The following is a 17,977-nucleotide window of genomic DNA, read 5'->3' as shown; positions in this document are numbered from 1 at the left end:
TTTTCATTCGGAAAATCATATAATCAATAGCATAGCACATAAAAGAAAGAAGGTGACACATTGGAATTAAGCCAAAGACAAATGAAAATCATTGAGATCGTCAAAGAACATCAGCCGATCAGTGGGGAGACCATTGCGAAGCAGTTGGGTTTGAGCCGCGCAACCTTGCGGAATGACTTATCGATTTTGACCATGACCGGTTTATTAGACGCCCGACCGAAAGTCGGCTATTTCTACACAGGACAAACCGTTGAGCCTTTGCTTTTCGAAAAACTCTATCATACCAAAGTTGCAGAAGTCATGATCCCACCGTTGCTGATCTCACAAACGGTCTCCGTTTATGAAGCAGTCACGACTTTGTTTATGTACGATGTCGGTTCCCTCTATGTCAAAAATGACCAAGACGAACTGATTGGGGTACTCTCCCGCAAAGATCTGCTGCGCTTTGCGATCAGCAATGCCGCACCGGAAAAAACACCCGTAGCGATGATCATGACTCGCATGCCAAACATCGTGACCATCACACCGGAAGAAACGATCTTGACGGCTGGTACGTTGTTAGGACGACATGAAGTCGATACCTTGCCTGTGGTCGATCCGCAGGAACCAAAAAAAGTCATCGGCAAAATCACGAAGACACGGCTGATGAATTACTTTATTCAAGCAGGCAATGACAGTGACAACACACACTTTTAGGGGGCAAAAACAATGAAGAACGTTCGAATATATTTGATTTCAGATTCCGTAGGCGAAACGGCACAAAAGCTGATCGCCGCAGTTTCCGCGCAGTTTCCCACGATCGACCTTTCAGATATCCAGCTCTTTCCCTTTACTAATGATGAAGAGAGCTTAGGCGAGATCCTCAAAGATGCCTTGCTAGACAAATCGATCGTCGTTACCACCTTAGTTAATAAAGAATTAGTCGCTTTTGTTGATGCCTTTGCCAAACGGACTGGTTTGCAGTATGTCGATTTTATGTCGCCTTTGACCACGATGCTAGAAAAAACATTCGGTGTAGAAGCCGTCCAAGAGCCTGGTGCCTTGCATCGCTTGAACCAAGCATATTTCAGCCGGGTGGCAGCGATGGAATTTGCGGTGAAATACGACGATGGCAAAGACCCACGGGGATTTCTCGATGCTGACTTTGTCCTCTTAGGGGTTTCGCGAACCTCAAAGACCCCATTGAGCCTATACATGGCAAATCGCGGCTACAAAGTGGCGAATCTTCCTTTGATTCCTGAAGTCGCTTTACCAGCCGAAGTGCACCAAGTAGACCCACGGAAAATGGTCGGTTTGACCACGAATCCAGAATCCCTTACGGAAATCCGGCGGTCCCGGATGCATTCATTGGGCTTAAAAGAAGAAACCCATTACACCAATTGTGAACGAATCGAAGCAGAATTAGCCTACGCGAATGAATGGTTCAAAAAGCTGAACATTCCGGTGATCGATGTCAGCAAACGCTCCATTGAAGAAAGCGCGATGCTGATTGAAGAACAAGCCAAAGAACAGGCCCATGTTCAATAAAGACACCTTGGCAAACCTGACCGAGATCATCAACTTGGAAGCCATCCAGCAGCTGCCGAAAGCTACGGAGCATTTTGTCAGCGATCTGCATGGCGAATACGATGCCTTTGACCATATTTTGCGGAATGGTTCTGGCAGTATCCGAGAAAAAGTCGAGATTTTGTTTACTGGCGTCTTGACGAAAGAAGAACAGACCGAACTCTGTTTTGTCATTTATTATCCAGAGGAGCTATTACAAGAACAGGCCTGGACCCCTGCCGATTGGCGCTTGAAGATGGCACAGCTAGTGAAAGTTGCCCGCTTTACTTCCAGTAAATACACACGCTCCAAGGTACGCAAAGCATTACCGACTTCTTTTGCTTACATCTTAGAAGAACTGTTGTACCAATATGATGCCGACTTCAATAAAGAAGCTTACTATCAGGCGATTTTTGATAAGATCATTGAATTAGAGGCAGCCCCGCTTTTTTGCCAAGAACTGGCGTACTTGATTCAGCGTTTCGTAGTGGACCATCTCCATGTCTTAGGCGATATCTATGATCGAGGACCGGCGCCAGAAAAAATCGTCGATCGCTTGATGACTTTGCCCTCACTGGATATTCAGCTAGGCAACCATGATATCTTGTGGATCGGTAGCTTTTGCGGCTCGCTGCCCTGTTTGGCCAATACGATTCGCATCGCTGCTCGCTACGGCAATCTGGCATTATTACAAGATGGTTATGGGATCGATCTATCAAAAGCACTGGCTTTTAGCCAAAAATATTACACAGAAAATGAAGGCTTTTATCCGCAAAAAACAGTGGATCCTTTATCAAGCCAGCAAAAAAAAGCCGCTATGCTTTTGCAGCAGGCATTTGCCATCATCCAATTCAAAGTCGAAGCAGCCGTGATCCAGCGGCGACCGGCATTTGCGATGGCAGAGCGCTGCTTGTTGCATCGCTTGTCTCAAGATCGGCAACAAATCCAGCTAGACCAGACCTATCCTTTGATCAACGGCTGTTTTCAACTAGTAGATCCCGATGATCCTTACCGTTTGACAGCAGAAGAACATGAGGTACTGCAAGATTTGCTGAGCCAATTTCAACGCTCGCCCCGCTTAGCTGCGCATATGCGCTTTTTGGTCGAGCATGGCACATTGTACCAGCGCTTCAACGACAACCTGCTGTATCACGGCTGCCTGCCTTGTCGGGAAAACGGCGATTTCCTGGCCTTTAATTTCCAGCAGCAGCCCTTAGCAGGCAAAGCATTGATGGACTTTTTTCAGCAATGTTTGCAGGAAAGCTTTGCCCAACCAGAAAACCAAACAGACCTTGCCACCGATATGATCTGGTATCTTTGGTGTGGCGAAGGCTCTTCCCTATTCGGCAAAAAAGCCATGAAAACCTTTGAGCGCTACTTTATAGCAGATCGCAACACCCATAAAGAACAAAAAAATGCCTATTATTCTTTAAGGGAAAACGAAGACTTCTGCTGCCGTGTCCTAGCTGCCTTCGGTCTGCCGCCGACAGGCCACATCATCAATGGCCACACCCCTGTCAAAGTGCGTAAAGGTGAGACGCCCATCAAGGCAAATGGTCGTTTATTGGTAATCGATGGGGGACTCTCTCGCTCCTATCAATCCGTCACAGGCATTGCTGGTTACACGCTGTTGTCAAATTCCTTCGGCATGACCTTAGCAGCCCATCAACCCTTTACAGATCGCCAGCAAGCCATCCAGCAGCGACGTGACATCGTCACTCAGAAAAAAATCGTCGTGCGGCAAACGGAAAGAACAACGGTAGGCCAAACAGATATCGGCAAGCGGCTGCAGCAAGAAAGCCGAGTGCTTTTTGAAGAATTAAAAAATCATCCGATCCCTTGACGAGTCATTCGTCAACCAATCGGATGATTTTTTTTACAGTCCTTTGGAACTATGAAAGGCTTTGAGTTTTTCCAACGCCTGCAGCACAATGATCAAGACCAAGATCGCTAACGCCAAAAAGAGCGTTTCTAACCCTTTTCCTTGCGCTAAAAGCAGCTCTCTTAAAATTGCTGTGATACTGATCAAAATCAAGTAACGCACCGGAATATGGTGACCTTCTTTTACGTAACGCAATAACATCAAAATAATTTCCAGTAAAATAAACAATGTCGCGATCTCTTCGATCAATAAAGAAAGATCGCTAACTTCATGCAGTGGGATCACATGGACAACGATTTTGTAGATCGCTTCCGCCATCACCACCAAAACCAACAGAACCAACAGTCCTAACATAATATCAACCACAACACTAATCAATTTTTCGAAGTGCTTAAAATACTTTCCCATAACACCCCTCCTCGCACTTATTATAGCGAAACTACTCAGAATCACTTTATGATATGCTTGCAAGTGCAGCTTTTTTTATGGAGGCAGTGAATAAAAACGTAAGACAGCTCTTTTCTGTTCCAGCAATCCTCCAAAAAACCTTCCTCTTTGCTACTTTTTGAAGTCTCAGAGTGAGGAATCGCGCATCCTTCGTACACTTGGTGTGTTCGTGGCTCTGACCATAAGCAAATAAAAAAGCTAGGCTCAAGGCCTAGCTGAAATGGTCCCTTTAGATGAGATTGATTTTTACAGTCAGGCTCAGTGAGCCCCTTCGACTGTTAGATCAACATTTTCACTCGTATCTTCCGCAGCTTCGTCGTCGCTATTGGAGGTTTCTGAAGACGGCTCAGTCGTTTCACTGCTGGAGCTGCTTGTTGTAGTACTGGTCGAACTCGTACTGGAAGAGCTTGAAGAACTGCTGCTAGCGCTACTGCTAGAAGTATCGCTGGTGGTGGTTGATCCGCCACTCGGCGCGGTACTCGAACTGCTTTCGCTACTTGCAGAAGTGCTGACGCTAGGCTCTGTCTCTGCTTCACTTACGGAAACAGACGTGCCTTCATTTGTCGACGCTTCGATCGAGCGACTAGTCGTTGAAGGCGATGTGTAAGAACTAACACTGGCTTCATAAAAAATCTGACTGGAATCAGAGGTTTCTTCGATACTGCTGCTTGCTGTCTGGTAAGGTGGCTCGGAGGAACTACTGGAAGAATCTCGTACAAAGGGCGCAGCCACAAAGGCATTGGCATCTTGATTGATCGCCACACTCAAAAAAACCGCAACAAAACAACTGACTAATGCCGACTGCATATTGAACTTGAATTTCATCGCACTCCCCATCCTTTCCCAAAAAATGTGGTTGGCTCTTCCGACAACGCTCTATCTCATTCTTATATTATACAAAAAAAAGCAATCGTCAACAAATTAAGTTTTATTTTCAAAAATGACAAAGACATAATTGTCCGTTGCACAAAAAAAGCCCGAGGACAACTGCCGATCACCTGCGGGCCCATCCCTTCACTAAGGGTTGGCAGATACGACGGACGCTTGTTCCTCTGGCTTTAATGATTCCTTTATTGTTTAACCCCTTCTATTTATAAGTTACGCAGATGGTTGGGGTCATGGATCGGTGCTTCAATATCGCTGTCTCCCATGCGGGGCGTTGGATGGACGGACTCATCTGGCATTGCTGTTTCACCTGGTAACGGTTGATCGATGATCGGACCAGTATCTGCATCACGATCGGTTATTTTGTCCATCGGCTGATAATCGTAGACACCGACAACGAGTTTGTCTCGTTCAAGGTCATCACGATAACCATATAACGGATCATGCTCATCATGCCTATGATCGGAATCGCCGAAAGAAAAAGCATCTTTGATTTTTTCCCAAAGCGAACGATCTTCATCCTCACTAGCTGCCTGCTCCACTTCCACATCGTCGATGGATTCTAACCCAAATTGATCGATGACTGTTTGATTCGCAAACAGCACGATATCCTCTTTGCCATAGCCTTCGTTTGTCAATTGCTCAATAACCGGTAATACTTCTGTTCGAGTGTCGTAACTGCCAATAATCGTTAGGTTTCTGTTGTGCATGTGAAATCCTCCTTATTTTGTGTACGCTTCGATCGTTCTGGTTCTGAAGCAATTCCTTTAAAACTAGCAATTTCTATTGCTTCTTTCATTCTAACGCAGGGTTCTATGATTGACCAAATAGTTTGATTGCGCTTACGGAAAACAAGCGGTTTCTTGAAAAACCGCTAATAGCTTAGTAAAAGCTTGATCCATCATAAAAAAACCGCGTGAGCCAATGGCTTGCACGCGGTTTTTTTGCTTGTTACTTGGAAACGATCAGTTTTTGACCGACAAAGATCGTATAGCTGCTGTTGATGTTGTTCCATGATGCGAGTTGGCTGATGCTGGTGTTATATTTTTGTGCCAGTGACCATAAGCTGTCCCCTGATTTCACCGTGTGCGTCTTCGTTGAACTGCTGCTGGTATTCGTATTAGAAGACCCACTGCTAGCAGACGTCAAGTAGGCACCACTGACCCAGCCTTTGCCAGAAACATAATACCATTTGTTCGTGCCATTGACGGTCGTCCCGGTTTTTGTTGCGGTAACCGTGACGGTTGCTCCTTTACTTAAAGAACCAGTAATACTACTGCTGGTAGAAGCATCGGAACGAACATTTAAAATCTCGGTGGTTTTCATTTGCTGATTTGTGGTTGTTGAACCGTTATTATTGGAAGAGCTGCTGGTTGTTGTCAAGTAGGCACCACTGACCCAACCTTTGCCAGAAACGTAGTACCACGTTTTATTGCCTTCCACTGAAGTGCCGTTCTTTTTCGCTGTCACGGTAACGGTCACCCCTTGACCAAGCGTTGTCACGACACGGCTGCTGGTAGAAGCATCGGAGCGGACATTCAATGCGGCCGTCGTTTTCATTTGTTGATTGATACTTGAACCATTGTCTTCTTTTTCCGCTTCAGAAGCATTATTGTTAGTCACTTCAGTAAGGTAGGCACCGCTGACCCAACCTTTGCCAGAGACATAATACCAATTTTTGTTGCCATTGACTGATGTGCCGGTTTTCATGGAAGTGGCAGTAAAGGTCGTGCCTTTGCTAAGTGACCCTACCACTGATCCGCTAGTGGACGCGCTAGAACGAATATTCATCGCTTCCGTCGTCTTCATTTGCTTGTTGATCGTCGTACCGGAATTGCCATTGTCAGAACCGGTGTTGCCTGATCCGCTATTGTTGTTTGAAGAGTCGGTCGAAACCTTCGTCAAATACGCGCCGCTGACCCAACCTTTGCCAGAAATCTTATACCACGTGGTGTTACCATTGACGCTGGTGCCGGTTTTGGTCGCCGTTGCCGTAAACGTCGTATTAGCTGCTAACGAACCAGTAATAGAGGCACTGGTGGAAGCATCGGAACGAATATTCATAGATGACGTGGTTATCATCTGCTGATTGATCGCTGTTTCATCACTGACGATCGTTTCATTGCTATTGCCGCCACCTGTGTTTGAGCTGCCAGTATCATATTGCGTTAAATTATACGTACTGATCAAATTGTTTAATTTGCTGGCATAAGAAGTATCGGTTGCATACCGCCCTTGTAGCCAAGCGGTTGCTTGCGTGTAAGAGGTCGTATTGCTTTTCCATGCACCGCTGTAATAGTAGTAGCCGCTAGAAAAACTCGTGTTGCGCAACACATATGCATTGTCTTCAAAAGACTCTTTTAATGATGGGTATTTCCGAAACTTAGCGCTGATCAAATAATAATTGCCGGAACCATCATCTTCATAGGTATCCATCGTCACGTATTGGCCGTTGTAGCTGCCTTTGATCCCAAACATATTGTTGGCCGTGGTCGTCAAAGTCGAGGCGCCCCAACCAGATTCCAAAATCGCTTGTGCCATCATAACAGAGGCATACAGATCGTTTGCTGCCGCCACTTCCGTTGCATAGCCGCAAATCTGACTGATAAAGGCAGCCGGATCGATCGTTGCCCGTGAAAATAATGCCCGACTAGTCAAATCAGAAAGGGCTGATGGTACTTCATCTGCTTCTAAGACTTCATCACTAGCGACTGTTGTGCTTTCTGTCGTCGCTGTTTCTGATCCCTCAGTAACTGCTTCAGCTCCTGACTCCTCCGTTATTTCCGAAGTTTCTTCGGTCACAACAGGTGCTGTCGTCGATTCTGTCGTTTCCTCAACCGGCGTGCTGTCGGTTTCTGGTGTAGTGTTTGTTGTTTGTTCAACGACCTTAAGGTCATTGCTGGTTTCTGTCGTTGCCGTTTCAGCCGCATGCCCTAAGGTCGGGATAAACGTTGATCCCGCTACTAAAGTAGTAGCCATCGTAATACTTTTTTGGGTATATTGCGTGCGCTTCAAGCGCTTTTCTAAGCGGCGTCGTTCTTTACGAATTGTCATTTAATCCCTCCGTCGTATTAGCCTTTTATTATTGTAACACGATTTATTAAAAAATGGGGGGTTAAGATGAAAAAACAGTGAAATCAACGAGATAAATTCTTGCTATGAAACAGTTTTCTCTTTTGCTTCATCAGCCAATACTCTGTTCTAAAAAAAGAAAAAAGAGTTGTTTTAGCACCAAAAAAGCAGCCTTTATCAAAAAGACTACTTTTGGTGAATTGTTATTTAATAACAGGTGCGGGCTTTTTGGCTTTTTTTAGCATCGCATAGCCTATGTTGAGAACAAGCCCAAAAACGGCTAAGAAAATTGCCGTATAGAAGGCTTTTGTATAATCTCCTTGGTTACTTTCTGCGATTGCTGCTGCCACTCTGGGGCCAAAGAATGCCGCCGTAGAATAACCAATAAAGACGATTCCATAGTTGACCCCTTGATTGATCGGTCCGTAATTTTCCATAACGATCGATGGGAAAACCCCCATCACGCCCCCGAAGCACAGTCCTAAACCGATGATCCCGACAGTGAAGATCACAGTTGTTTGACCAAGCGTCAATAAGAATAAGGACAATGCCACCACGCCATAGATAATCATCAACGTATTCGTCCGACCAATTTTATCAGAAACGGTGCCCCAAAGGACACGACCAAAACAGTTGCTCAATGAGTACAAGCTGACATAAAAGGCAGCGGCAGCGGCCGTCAAACCAAACATACTTTGCCCGATCACTGAGGCGTTGGAAGCAATCATCAAACCTGAGAAAGCCCCTACCCCTAACATAACAATAATCAAGTAAAAAGTTGGTGTCTTCAGCATGTCCAACCAATTTAGATTGATTTGAGGACCATTTTTTCCTTGATCCGCTGGTTGCCAACCTGCTGGACGGTAATTTTCTGGTGCTTTACGAATAAATAGACTAGCCACCAAGACGATCACGATATAGGCAATTCCTAAAATCCGAAACGCCGCTAAGACATCTTGTGATTCGATCAAACGATTCGCAATCGGTGCGGCAATAATCGCTGCCCCACCCATACCTGCTGTGATCAAGCCCGAAGCCAGTCCCCGTTTATCCGGGTATAACCGAATCGTATTGCTTAAACAAGCCGAATAGGCAAAGCCTTGCCCTAAACCAGCAAAGACTCCATAAGTCAGGTACAGCATAGCGGGTGAGTTGACCAAACCCGTCAGGAAGAAACCCGCTCCGAACAACACGCCTCCACCAGCGATGACCCATCTAGCGGCTCCTCGGTCTGTCAGCAAACCACCCAAAATCATGGTAATCGGGCCAACTGCGGCATTGATGGTAAAGGCTAGCATGATTTCTTCCATGGACCAACCTTTTAATTGACTAAGAGGTCCTGCAAAAACACTAAAGGCGTAAACAGCGCCCGTACACAGTAACACTGCGGTCGAAGCGATCAGAATCAGCCAGCGATTGATTTTTGTTTCCATTTTTTCTCTCCTTTGTTTTAAGCATGTTACTTTATTCACATGTTTTTTCAAAAGCTAGCGCGCGTGACGAGTCACAACGCGCAAGGCTTTTTATTCGAGATGTTCTGCGACTGCTGTCTTTCCAGCAATCCGGCCAAAAGTGAAGATGTCTGTCAACGAATTGCCGCCTAAGCGATTGCCGGCATGGATCCCCCCAGCAACTTCTCCTGCTGCATACAGTCCTTCAATGATTTGATTTTCCTTCGTCAACACATGGGTTTGCGGATCGATCTTCAATCCTCCCATCGTGTGGTGAACCGCTGGTTTTCTTGGTGTGGCATAGAAAGGCGCTTTTTCCACTTTCAAGTCGAAAACATCTTTGCCAAACTCTGGGTCTTTCCCAGCATCCACATAGCTGTTGTATTTCGCAACGGTCGCTTCTAAGACGGTTGGATCGACATTGATCTGCTCTGCCAGGCCAGCCAAGGTCTCACTACGGAACAGCGTACCAGCAGCTACTTGCTTATCGATTTTTTCTTGGCTCGTGTTATAAGCGGTTTTCTTGATCTCTTCATCCGCGATCAAATAGAACAATCCGCCATTATCGATCGCCGCTTGGGTCAATACATCGCGGCTTTCGTACTCATTAACAAAGCGCTCACCCTTTTGATTGACCATCACAAAGTTAGCTGGCGGCACTTGCAGCCCACTGAATAAAGCCCCTGTGTTCGGATCAGATACGGGCATCATTTGTGAAAAGCCCATGCCAACAAGGTCCGCGCCAGCACTTTCCCCTAGTTTGATCCCGTCACCAGTGATCGCTGGTGAATTTGACGTTTTGATATCGTCTTCGATCTCTGTCCAATAGGTATTGTATTGTTTCAACATTTTGGTGTTCGCTCCGAACCCGCCGGAAGCCAAAATCACTGCTTTGGCATGGATTGTGATTTTTTGACCGTTACGGCCTTCCCCGATGATTCCAGTAACCTTACCATCTTCGATCAATAATTCTTTGACAGGCGTATCGGTTAAGATCGTTCCGCCATGTTCTTTCACGAATTGATGCAAAGCCGATACAAAGGCATACCCTTCGTTTTTGACTGGTTTATGCCCACGGCGCCATTTCGCTCCTACTGGCATATCGACATTGTTCATATCAAATTCTACGCCGATTTCTTCTAACCATTTCACTGAGGCCAATGCTTGATCCGTCAAGATTTTCACTAGCTCGTACTTCCCATAGATCGGTTGCCCATTCAAATCTTTGCGTTTTCCGCCTAGATAAGTTTGGATTCGATGCCACAAAGCAGAATCAAACAAGTATTCTTTTTCTGGCGTCGTTTCTGAAAGATACGCAGTGATTTGTGCCTTCAAAGCTTTGAAGTCTGGCAAGTATTCTGCATCGATGTCTTGTTCATCGATCGTCAGCACTTCTTCTAAAGCACTGCGTTCGCCAGGCAATGCGGAGAAGCCGTTTTGCCATTTTGGATCCGCAGCATTCATCGGTCCGCCAGTACGTACGGTATTGCCGCCGATCGCTGGGAATTTTTCTACTAAGATCACGTCTTTATTGGCTTGCAGCACACTGGCAGCTGCACTCAGACCTGCGCCGCCGCCACCTACGACAACGACGTCGGTAGTATACGTTTCATCTTCTGTTTGCAAAGCACTGGCGGCTTTTGGACGTTTGCGCAAGACATCTGGGTTCGCACCAGCCATTTTCACGGCTTTTGCTACCCCATCGACGACACCGTTACTAGTAACCGAAGCACCAGAGATCGCATCGACATTTAAGGTTTGCCCTTCAATGATCTCTTGAGGGATCCGTACGAAAACGACATCAGCGATCCCTTCTGATTCACCAGACGTATCGATATCGATGGCTTCGATCCGTTCTTCGCTCAATTTGACGACCATTGGTAGATCCCCGTTATGTCCTGGTGCTGTGACGGTGTATTCACCAGGCTCATAAACGACTTCTTCTGGTACGTTCAACAAATTAGCGACTTCCGTAAACCGAACGAACTTGCGGAAACAGCTTTCCAAAAAGTCGATCGTTCGTTGATCTTTTAAATTGCCTTGTTCATCAAAGGCTTGATGCGCACGCCCCAGCAAGAACTCATTTCCTGGCATGACTGTCGCATTGACACCTGGAGCGTCAAGGATTTGGCGCAAATGAAGCTGTGCTCGGGAGGAGCCTTGCACATCGTAGGATGCGCCGACGATCATCACTGGTTTGCCATCAAAGGGATGGAGATTGAAGGAGAGCCATTCCAAGACGCTTTTCAATGCGGAAGGAATCGAATGGTTATGCTCTGGTGTTGCGATAATCACTCCATCGGCTGCTAAAATCTTGCTATTTAACTGTTGGATCACTTCGCTATTGGTTTGATCTTGTGTTTCATTGAACATTGGAACATCTTTGATTTCCAGCAGTTCAATTTCTGCTAGGGCAGCAAATTCTCGCTGCATAAACGCTACTAATTGGCGATTGGTCGATTTTTTGGCGTTCGTTCCGATTAGGCCGACAAATTTCATGACTAGTTCCTCTCTTTCTTATGCTTGTTCCCACGAAAATTTCTTTGCTCGTTCTTTAGCCGTTGAATATTCACTGACCAGACGGTTCGTGATTTCGACGAACAAGACAAATTCATTGAAACAGTCTTCTAGTTCGGCAACTTTTTCGTTATCGATCAAGTTTCCTTGTTCATCGAAGGCTTGCATGGAATGCCCTAACAAAAATTCCGCACTCGGCATGATTCGGGCTTTTACTTCAGGCGCATCTAAGATCTGACGCAAGTGGGCTTGGGCTCTCGATGAACCTAATGCACCAAGAGAAGCACCCGTGATCATCACTGGTTTATCGATCAAAGGCCGCGTCGTATAAGAAAGCCATTCGATCATGCTTTTTAACACCGCTGGGATCGAGTGGTCGTATTCTGGTGTACTGATGATTACCCCATCTGCTGCTTCGATCTTCTCTGACAAGGCTTGGACTGCCGCTGGTGCCGTCCGATCTTCTGGTTCATTAAATGCCGGCAGATCACTGATTTCGCAAAGTTCGATCTCCGCTTGGTCACTAAAATGGCTTTGAATAAATTGCAGTAAGCGACGGTTGGTCGAACGCGTCGAGTTGGTTCCTACGATTCCAATCAATTTCATTATCATCTCTCCTAATTGTGAATAATTTAACATTTAACAAAAAATAAAAAGTTTTTGACCATTGGCTTTGATTTCTTTTTTCAATCGTTTCTCAAGTTGTTTTTTACGACCTACTGAGATGAAAGGCTTCTTCCTAAACAAAAAAATCTTCCCCAAGTACCCATTAAGTGTACGGCTGAATTCTTTATTTGTGAAATATTTATTTAATTATCCATCGATAACAAATTTGTTATAATGAGAAAAATGACTAGGAGGACAACGCGATGGCACTTAAAGATTCCCATCTGATGCTGCAATACCTCGATACCTTGTTAAAGCATAGCAACTACACCAAAGCCGCCAAAGATCTCTACATTTCACAGCCTTACTTGACGCAAACCGTGAAACGAGCCGAGCAAGAGCTAGGGACCCCCATCATCAATCGGCAGCCGGGACATTTTCAACTGACGGAAGCTGGTAAAATCTATTATCAATATCTAGAAACCTTGGAAACAGAATCTGCCAAATTGAAAAGCCGGCTGTCTTGGTATACCGCGACCGAGAAGCGTTCTTTGCGCTTAGGCATCTTGCCAAGCCTTGGTTCTTACCTGCTGCCGCTCTTTTTGCCTGCGTATTATGAACACTATCCCAACGTGCACTTTTTCTTGCGGGAAGACCTGCCGAAGCACAATGAAAAACGCCTGCTGAATGGGCAGCTGGACTTTTTTATCGGACAAAACCCTGAGACGATCGCACCGAATCTAACGGTCCACAGTACCAATCAAGAACGGTATCTAGCGATCATTCCGCCTTGTTCTTCCCTGTATCAACCAGGGAAGCGGTATTTAGCGCCTGATTCATTGGCCGTCAAAGACTTGCTGCAAAGTCCATTGATTTTGACCGCCAGCGGCTCGGCGATTCGCCGCCAAATCGATCAATTGCTGCAAAAATACAAAGTAGAGGCGACGGTTCTCATAGAAAGCAGCAATATTTATACAGCAGCGGCATTGGCAGAAAACAACCTTGGGATTGCGATCGTACCAGAAAGCGTGCTACAAGCAGCGACCGCGACCCCTTTTAATCTTTATCCAATGCCAGAGGAACTCTTGTCCCTCACCTATTTTATTGCCCATCAAGCCGAACGGGCATTGTCAAACAGCGAAGCCGCCTTGATCGAGGCCTTTTTGCACCACGTCTAACTTTCCTTTTTTACAAAAAAAAACAAGCAGCGATCACCTATATTCCTAGGTAGTCGCTGCTTGTTTTCATTCTGCTGTTGGCGTTTCGATCAAACGTGCTAATTCTTGCGGATAGATAAATTCACCTTGTTTGGTAATGACTAATCCAGTGATCCCTTCTAACGGCGCCAGCTCCTGCAAGATGGCTGGTGGCTCTTTGCCGAATAAGCGGGTCGTCCAAATCTCTCCATCAACCGATTTGTCGGATAGAATCGTGACACTGGCAATGGCTGACTCTAACGGATAGCCCGTTTCTCGATCAAAGATATGATGATAGGTCTTGCCCGCTACCTGATAGGTTCGTTCATAGATCCCTGATGTAACGACTGACTGATTGTGTACCTTCAACGCGGCGACAAAATTCCCTCTTGGCAAGAAAGGATTTTGGATCCCGATCCGCCAATAGCCATCAGCATGGCTCGGGGCATCGCCGTAAGTCACCACATTGCCCCCAAGATCGATCAAAGCGGCTGTGACACCGACCTGCTTGAAATACGCCATCAACAAATCAGCAAAATACCCTTTCGCAACGGCCCCTAGATCAAGCTTCATGCCGGCAGCTAACCCAACGGTCTGCAGCGTTTCATCCAAAACGATCTTGGCGGGATCAGTCTTTGGCAGCAGTTCAGCGATTTTCTCAGGCGTTGGTAGATGGGCATCTTGAAACCCGATTCGCCATTCCTGCACTAAAGGACCGATGGCAATATTTAAGTAGCTATCTTTTGGCAAGCTATGGGTTTTCCCTAGTGCGATCAATTCAACCAATTCCGGTGTGGCGGCGATCGCTCCTTGTCCTGCCTGCTGATTGATCTGCATCAACTCCGACGTAGGGTCATTGGCACTAAACCGCTGTTCAAAGGCCGCGGCTCTTTTCGCTGCTTCCTCTAAGATCACTTCTGGGGTTTCATGCTGCACCCAAATCGTGATCACCGTTCCCATTCCCTGTAACACTCGTTGACCTTCTGCCATTGTCCTTGCTCCTTTGTCCTCTTCTTTTGGCTATCATAGCAGTTTCTGGGAGAAAAAAGTAGTCTGCGGGATGCCGCCACTGCTTTTTTTGAAAAAAAAACTGCGAGGTCACCCTCGCAGTCTGCTGTCTCTATTGCTCAATGATAAAAGTCGAAGCGGCCTTTCGCCAATACTTCTTTGACCCCACCGGTTTGGTACAAGGAACGGTCCATAATGGCTTTTTTCACCACGGAAGCGGGATAGCCTTTGATGCCCATTTTCCCTACTAAGCCAAAGGCATGGGTATTGCCGATAGACGCCACTGAACCTAATGATTCAAAGTGGAAATCTGTTGGTTTTTCCCCGTTCATTTGACGTAAGATATTTTTACCCGCATGCTGCCCCATCTTCAAAGCGATTTGAGCCGTTGTTGGATACGGGCGATTGGTCGCTGGGTCCATGACTGCTGAAACATCACCGACAACATAGACGTTACTATGATCAGGGTCTGTTAGGTCTTGATTGACCATCACACGACCACGACGAGCAGAAAAGTCTGATTCAGCCATCACATGGCTGCCGCTGACGCCTGTGGTCCAAACGATGGTTTTGGCTGATAATTCAGCTGTTGCTCCTGTATCGGCATCATCTTGATAGACAACGACACCCGGTTTGATTGATTTGATGGGTTTACCAGTCAGGAAGTTCACGCCCCATTTAACGAGATTTTTGATCCCATAATCCGATAGTTTTTCATCAAACATCGGTAATAAACGAGTCACTGCTTCGACACAATACAGTTTGATGTCTTCTGGCTTGACGCCTGCTGCTTTCGCAAAGGTTTTACGGTTTTCCACCAATGAACCTAGCAATTCGATTCCGGTAAAACCAGCACCGCAGACAACGATTTTTAGGTAGTCAGGATTTTGTGTTTCTTTGTATGCCTTCATTTGTTTCAACAAATGATGATAGATGTTTTCTGCGGAGTCGACATCCACCATTTCCAACGCATGCTCCTCGACACCAGGGATCCCAAATGATTCTGATTCAAAGCCTAACGCCACGATCAAATAATCATACGTGCACGTGGATTGATCTTTAAAAACGATCACTTGCTGGTTACGATCGATCGACGCAACTTCCTTTTGAACAAAGCTCGTCTTTTGGGGACGAACGACATCATTGATGGGATAGCAAATGCGGTCTCTTGGTTGCGTACCAGCCGCAACTTCATGAAGATCGGTTGCCTCATAATGATAATCGTTTTTGTCGATCAATGTGATGTGAAACGCTTCTTTTGCTCCTTGCAGTACGTGCAATGCTCGCAATCCAGCATACCCTGCTCCTAAAATGACAACTTCCTTCATGTTTCCTTACTTCCTTTCTTTGCTGTAAAAATTATAAAATCAAACCAATCGCAAAACACAGCACTTGTACGCATGCTCCGACCGCAAGGATCCGAACGGCACAAATGAAGGTCTCTCTTTTGATTTGTTTTTGCATAAATCGTTTTGTCTGTTGCCAGACAAAGGGCGCCGCGAAAAAGGTCAGAACCAGTGACCAAGGCGCAATGTTGAGAGCAACTGAGGCAATGATCGCAACAAACGCCAAGACGTTCATCACGATAAATAATTTCAACGCACGGGCTTTACCAAGGTAATGCACCAGCGTATAGCGCTCATTTTTTTCATCCTCTTCCAGATCACAAATGTTGTTTGCCAGCATCAAGTTGGCGATCCATAATGTGTTGGGCAATGAGATCAAGAAAATACTGCCAATCGTGGCAATGTTCCATTCAAAGGTTTGATAGGCATTAAGATAGACACAGATCAATGAGATCATAAAGCCCATCGTAAAGCCGGAAAAGAACTCGCCTAAAGGCAAACTAGAAAGCGGCCGTGGACCAGAGGAATAAAAGATCCCGACTAGGTAACAATACAGCCCCATCCAAAAGAGCGGCCAGCCAACCACCATTGCCAAGGCGATCCCCATGGCAGCGGAAAGGATGATCATGGAGACCATCAACCAAAAAACCAATTTGACAGACAATTGTTCCCGACCAATGATATTGGTTTTTTCTTTGTAATCATGCCCTTCTGTGGCATGATGGTAATCGTTGTAGTTATCTAAAATATCCACCGCCATATTGAAGATCAGCATGGCAATGAAATACAACAAGACATAGCCAAGATGAATCGTTTGATAATTGTACCAGCTGTAGCAGACACCAATAAAAAATGGCAAAATACTGGCGGTTTTTGCTTTAAATTCGACAAGTTCTAAAAATACAGGTAGCGTCACAACTTCACCTCCTTTAGTGAGTGCATTAAACTAGTCAATCACGCCCCTTTACGCTAGAATAAGGGCTGAATGACTGTTAGAAAGGGTTATACTATGTTTGACTTTTGGATCGATTATCCGACGATCGAACAACGATTGAAAACCGTATGTTCCATCATTGAAGAACACGTTACTGTTCGTAACAAAGAGATACAAGATGTTTTGATCGACTTTACTTATTCAGGTGGAAAAATGCTGCGGCCAGCGCTCTTTTTTTTGTTTGCTGACTTAGGCGATCTCCATTATAAAAAAACCGACCAATTAACAAAAATTGCTGCTTCTCTAGAAATTTTACACATGGCCACTTTGATCCATGACGACATTATTGACGATTCGCCGCTGCGGCGCAGTCAAGTCACTGTTCAAGCCAAATATGGCAAGGATATCGCGGTCTACACGGGTGATCTTCTGTTCACCCAATTTTTTGAGCTTTTGATCGAAAGTATGAATGGCTCCCCGTTTTTAAAAACCAACGCACAAGCCATGAAACGACTCCTTTTAGGCGAACTTGATCAAATGCACACTCGCTACAACATCCATGAATCGATTGACGACTATCTGCAAAGCATCAACGGCAAAACCGCTGAACTGTTTTGGCTCGCTTGTCTCGAAGGCGCTCATTTTGGCGGCCTCGACACAGAAAACCAAGAACGAGCTGGTGAGATCGGGCGCAACATCGGGATCGCCTTTCAAGTATTCGACGATATTCTCGACTACACCTCTGATAGCGGCACCTTGAAAAAACCGATTCTAGAAGATTTGGCGCAAGGGGTCTATACCTTGCCGCTGCTATTTGCCAAAGAACAGGCACCTGCAGCATTCGCTCCTTATTTGAATAAAAAAGCAGCACTCTCCTTGGCAGAAGCCCAAGAAGTTGCGGATCTTGTCGTCCGTTACGGCGGTGTCGAAAAAGCGCGCGCTTTCGCGGTCACCTACACGCAAAAAGCCTTAGACGACATCGATCTGCTGCCAGAAGCACCTAGCAAAGCCAAAATTCGTTCATTAACTGAACTGCTCTTGCAGCGCAATTACTGAGCCATAGAGCAATGATAAGAAAAGCGTCCATC

15 protein-coding genes are annotated in these 17,977 nt (G+C 45.8%); 5 read left to right on the top strand and 10 right to left on the bottom strand.

Annotated features, from left to right (window positions below):
* The first annotated feature begins 60 nt into the window (after positions 1–60).
* Genes A5882_RS05210 through A5882_RS05200 form a run of 3 tightly spaced genes read left to right on the top strand, consistent with a single transcriptional unit; the run spans position 61 to position 3,388 of the window.
* Positions 61–696 (top strand): helix-turn-helix transcriptional regulator, encoded by a 636-nt coding sequence (locus A5882_RS05210; protein WP_005232817.1) that lies wholly within the window; start codon positions 61–63, stop codon positions 694–696.
* Positions 697–708: 12 nt separating this feature from the next.
* Positions 709–1,527: a pyruvate, water dikinase regulatory protein gene (locus A5882_RS05205; protein ID WP_005226564.1), complete on the top strand. Its 819-nt coding sequence runs from the start codon at positions 709–711 to the stop codon at positions 1,525–1,527.
* Positions 1,517–3,388, top strand: coding sequence for a fructose-1,6-bisphosphatase (locus A5882_RS05200; protein WP_086372505.1), 1,872 nt, complete (start codon positions 1,517–1,519; stop codon positions 3,386–3,388). Before A5882_RS05205 ends, A5882_RS05200 begins: the two co-directional genes overlap by 11 nt.
* Before the next feature lie 33 nt (positions 3,389–3,421).
* Here the strand turns inward: A5882_RS05200 and A5882_RS05195 are convergent, their stop codons facing one another.
* The 7 genes from A5882_RS05195 to A5882_RS05160 form a co-directional block, all read right to left on the bottom strand.
* Positions 3,422–3,835, bottom strand: a complete 414-nt coding sequence (locus tag A5882_RS05195; RefSeq protein ID WP_005232820.1) for a phosphate-starvation-inducible PsiE family protein — start codon at positions 3,833–3,835, stop codon at positions 3,422–3,424.
* Positions 3,836–4,132: 297 nt separating this feature from the next.
* On the bottom strand, positions 4,133–4,699 hold the full coding sequence (locus A5882_RS05190; protein ID WP_005232821.1) for a hypothetical protein: 567 nt from the start codon (positions 4,697–4,699) through the stop codon (positions 4,133–4,135).
* A 266-nt stretch (positions 4,700–4,965) separates the two neighbouring features.
* Complete coding sequence (locus tag A5882_RS05180) at positions 4,966–5,469, bottom strand: general stress protein (protein WP_008376644.1); 504 nt, start codon at positions 5,467–5,469, stop codon at positions 4,966–4,968.
* Between the two features lie 241 nt (positions 5,470–5,710).
* The gene (locus tag A5882_RS05175; protein WP_086372504.1) at positions 5,711–7,813 is read right to left on the bottom strand and encodes an SH3 domain-containing protein; all 2,103 of its coding nucleotides are present in this window, start codon (positions 7,811–7,813) and stop codon (positions 5,711–5,713) included.
* A 221-nt stretch (positions 7,814–8,034) separates the two neighbouring features.
* Positions 8,035–9,264 carry an OFA family MFS transporter gene (locus tag A5882_RS05170; RefSeq protein ID WP_086372503.1) on the bottom strand — a complete coding sequence of 410 codons (1,230 nt, stop codon included), beginning with the start codon at positions 9,262–9,264 and terminating at the stop codon, positions 8,035–8,037.
* Positions 9,265–9,354: 90 nt separating this feature from the next.
* Positions 9,355–11,781, bottom strand: coding sequence for a flavocytochrome c (locus tag A5882_RS05165; protein WP_086372502.1), 2,427 nt, complete (start codon positions 11,779–11,781; stop codon positions 9,355–9,357).
* A gap of 18 nt (positions 11,782–11,799) precedes the next feature.
* The gene (locus tag A5882_RS05160; protein ID WP_008376652.1) at positions 11,800–12,405 is read right to left on the bottom strand and encodes an NADPH-dependent FMN reductase; all 606 of its coding nucleotides are present in this window, start codon (positions 12,403–12,405) and stop codon (positions 11,800–11,802) included.
* A gap of 263 nt (positions 12,406–12,668) precedes the next feature.
* Here A5882_RS05160 and A5882_RS05155 point away from each other — a divergent pair, with 263 nt between their 5' ends.
* Complete coding sequence (locus tag A5882_RS05155; RefSeq protein ID WP_086372501.1) at positions 12,669–13,583, top strand: LysR family transcriptional regulator; 915 nt, start codon at positions 12,669–12,671, stop codon at positions 13,581–13,583.
* A gap of 66 nt (positions 13,584–13,649) precedes the next feature.
* On the opposite strand, the gene A5882_RS05150 is transcribed toward A5882_RS05155, so the two are convergent.
* From A5882_RS05150 to A5882_RS05140, 3 genes are all read right to left on the bottom strand, one after another.
* The gene (locus A5882_RS05150; RefSeq protein WP_086372500.1) at positions 13,650–14,591 is read right to left on the bottom strand and encodes an FAD:protein FMN transferase; all 942 of its coding nucleotides are present in this window, start codon (positions 14,589–14,591) and stop codon (positions 13,650–13,652) included.
* Positions 14,592–14,728: 137 nt separating this feature from the next.
* Positions 14,729–15,937, bottom strand: coding sequence for an NAD(P)/FAD-dependent oxidoreductase (locus A5882_RS05145; protein WP_005232831.1), 1,209 nt, complete (start codon positions 15,935–15,937; stop codon positions 14,729–14,731).
* A 31-nt stretch (positions 15,938–15,968) separates the two neighbouring features.
* Positions 15,969–16,871 carry a prenyltransferase gene (locus tag A5882_RS05140; RefSeq protein WP_086294333.1) on the bottom strand — a complete coding sequence of 301 codons (903 nt, stop codon included), beginning with the start codon at positions 16,869–16,871 and terminating at the stop codon, positions 15,969–15,971.
* Positions 16,872–16,964: 93 nt separating this feature from the next.
* Between A5882_RS05140 and A5882_RS05135 the strand changes: the two genes are divergently transcribed.
* On the top strand, positions 16,965–17,945 hold the full coding sequence (locus tag A5882_RS05135; protein ID WP_086372499.1) for a polyprenyl synthetase family protein: 981 nt from the start codon (positions 16,965–16,967) through the stop codon (positions 17,943–17,945).
* The last annotated feature ends 32 nt before the right edge of the window (positions 17,946–17,977 follow it).

The sequence above is a fragment of the Enterococcus sp. 4E1_DIV0656 genome, assembly GCF_002140695.1.
Lineage (GTDB): Bacteria > Bacillota > Bacilli > Lactobacillales > Enterococcaceae > Enterococcus_D > Enterococcus_D entomosocium.
The sequence above is the reverse complement of the archived record's forward strand: the minus strand, read 5'-3'. Positions and strand labels throughout refer to the sequence as shown.

Excerpts from the sequence above, each read along its gene's own strand:
- A5882_RS05170 (WP_086372503.1), bottom strand. The coding sequence starts at position 9,264 with ATGGAAACAAAAATCAATCGCTGGCTGATTCTGATCGCTTCGACCGCA.
- A5882_RS05200 (WP_086372505.1), top strand. The coding sequence starts at position 1,517 with ATGTTCAATAAAGACACCTTGGCAAACCTGACCGAGATCATCAACTTG.
- A5882_RS05145 (WP_005232831.1), bottom strand. The coding sequence starts at position 15,937 with ATGAAGGAAGTTGTCATTTTAGGAGCAGGGTATGCTGGATTGCGAGCA.
- A5882_RS05190 (WP_005232821.1), bottom strand. The coding sequence starts at position 4,699 with ATGAAATTCAAGTTCAATATGCAGTCGGCATTAGTCAGTTGTTTTGTT.
- A5882_RS05160 (WP_008376652.1), bottom strand. The coding sequence starts at position 12,405 with ATGAAATTGATTGGAATCGTAGGAACCAACTCGACGCGTTCGACCAAC.
- A5882_RS05180 (WP_008376644.1), bottom strand. The coding sequence starts at position 5,469 with ATGCACAACAGAAACCTAACGATTATTGGCAGTTACGACACTCGAACA.
- A5882_RS05195 (WP_005232820.1), bottom strand. The coding sequence starts at position 3,835 with ATGGGAAAGTATTTTAAGCACTTCGAAAAATTGATTAGTGTTGTGGTT.
- A5882_RS05135 (WP_086372499.1), top strand. The coding sequence starts at position 16,965 with ATGTTTGACTTTTGGATCGATTATCCGACGATCGAACAACGATTGAAA.
- A5882_RS05165 (WP_086372502.1), bottom strand. The coding sequence starts at position 11,781 with ATGAAATTTGTCGGCCTAATCGGAACGAACGCCAAAAAATCGACCAAT.
- A5882_RS05175 (WP_086372504.1), bottom strand. The coding sequence starts at position 7,813 with ATGACAATTCGTAAAGAACGACGCCGCTTAGAAAAGCGCTTGAAGCGC.
- A5882_RS05155 (WP_086372501.1), top strand. The coding sequence starts at position 12,669 with ATGGCACTTAAAGATTCCCATCTGATGCTGCAATACCTCGATACCTTG.
- A5882_RS05150 (WP_086372500.1), bottom strand. The coding sequence starts at position 14,591 with ATGGCAGAAGGTCAACGAGTGTTACAGGGAATGGGAACGGTGATCACG.
- A5882_RS05205 (WP_005226564.1), top strand. The coding sequence starts at position 709 with ATGAAGAACGTTCGAATATATTTGATTTCAGATTCCGTAGGCGAAACG.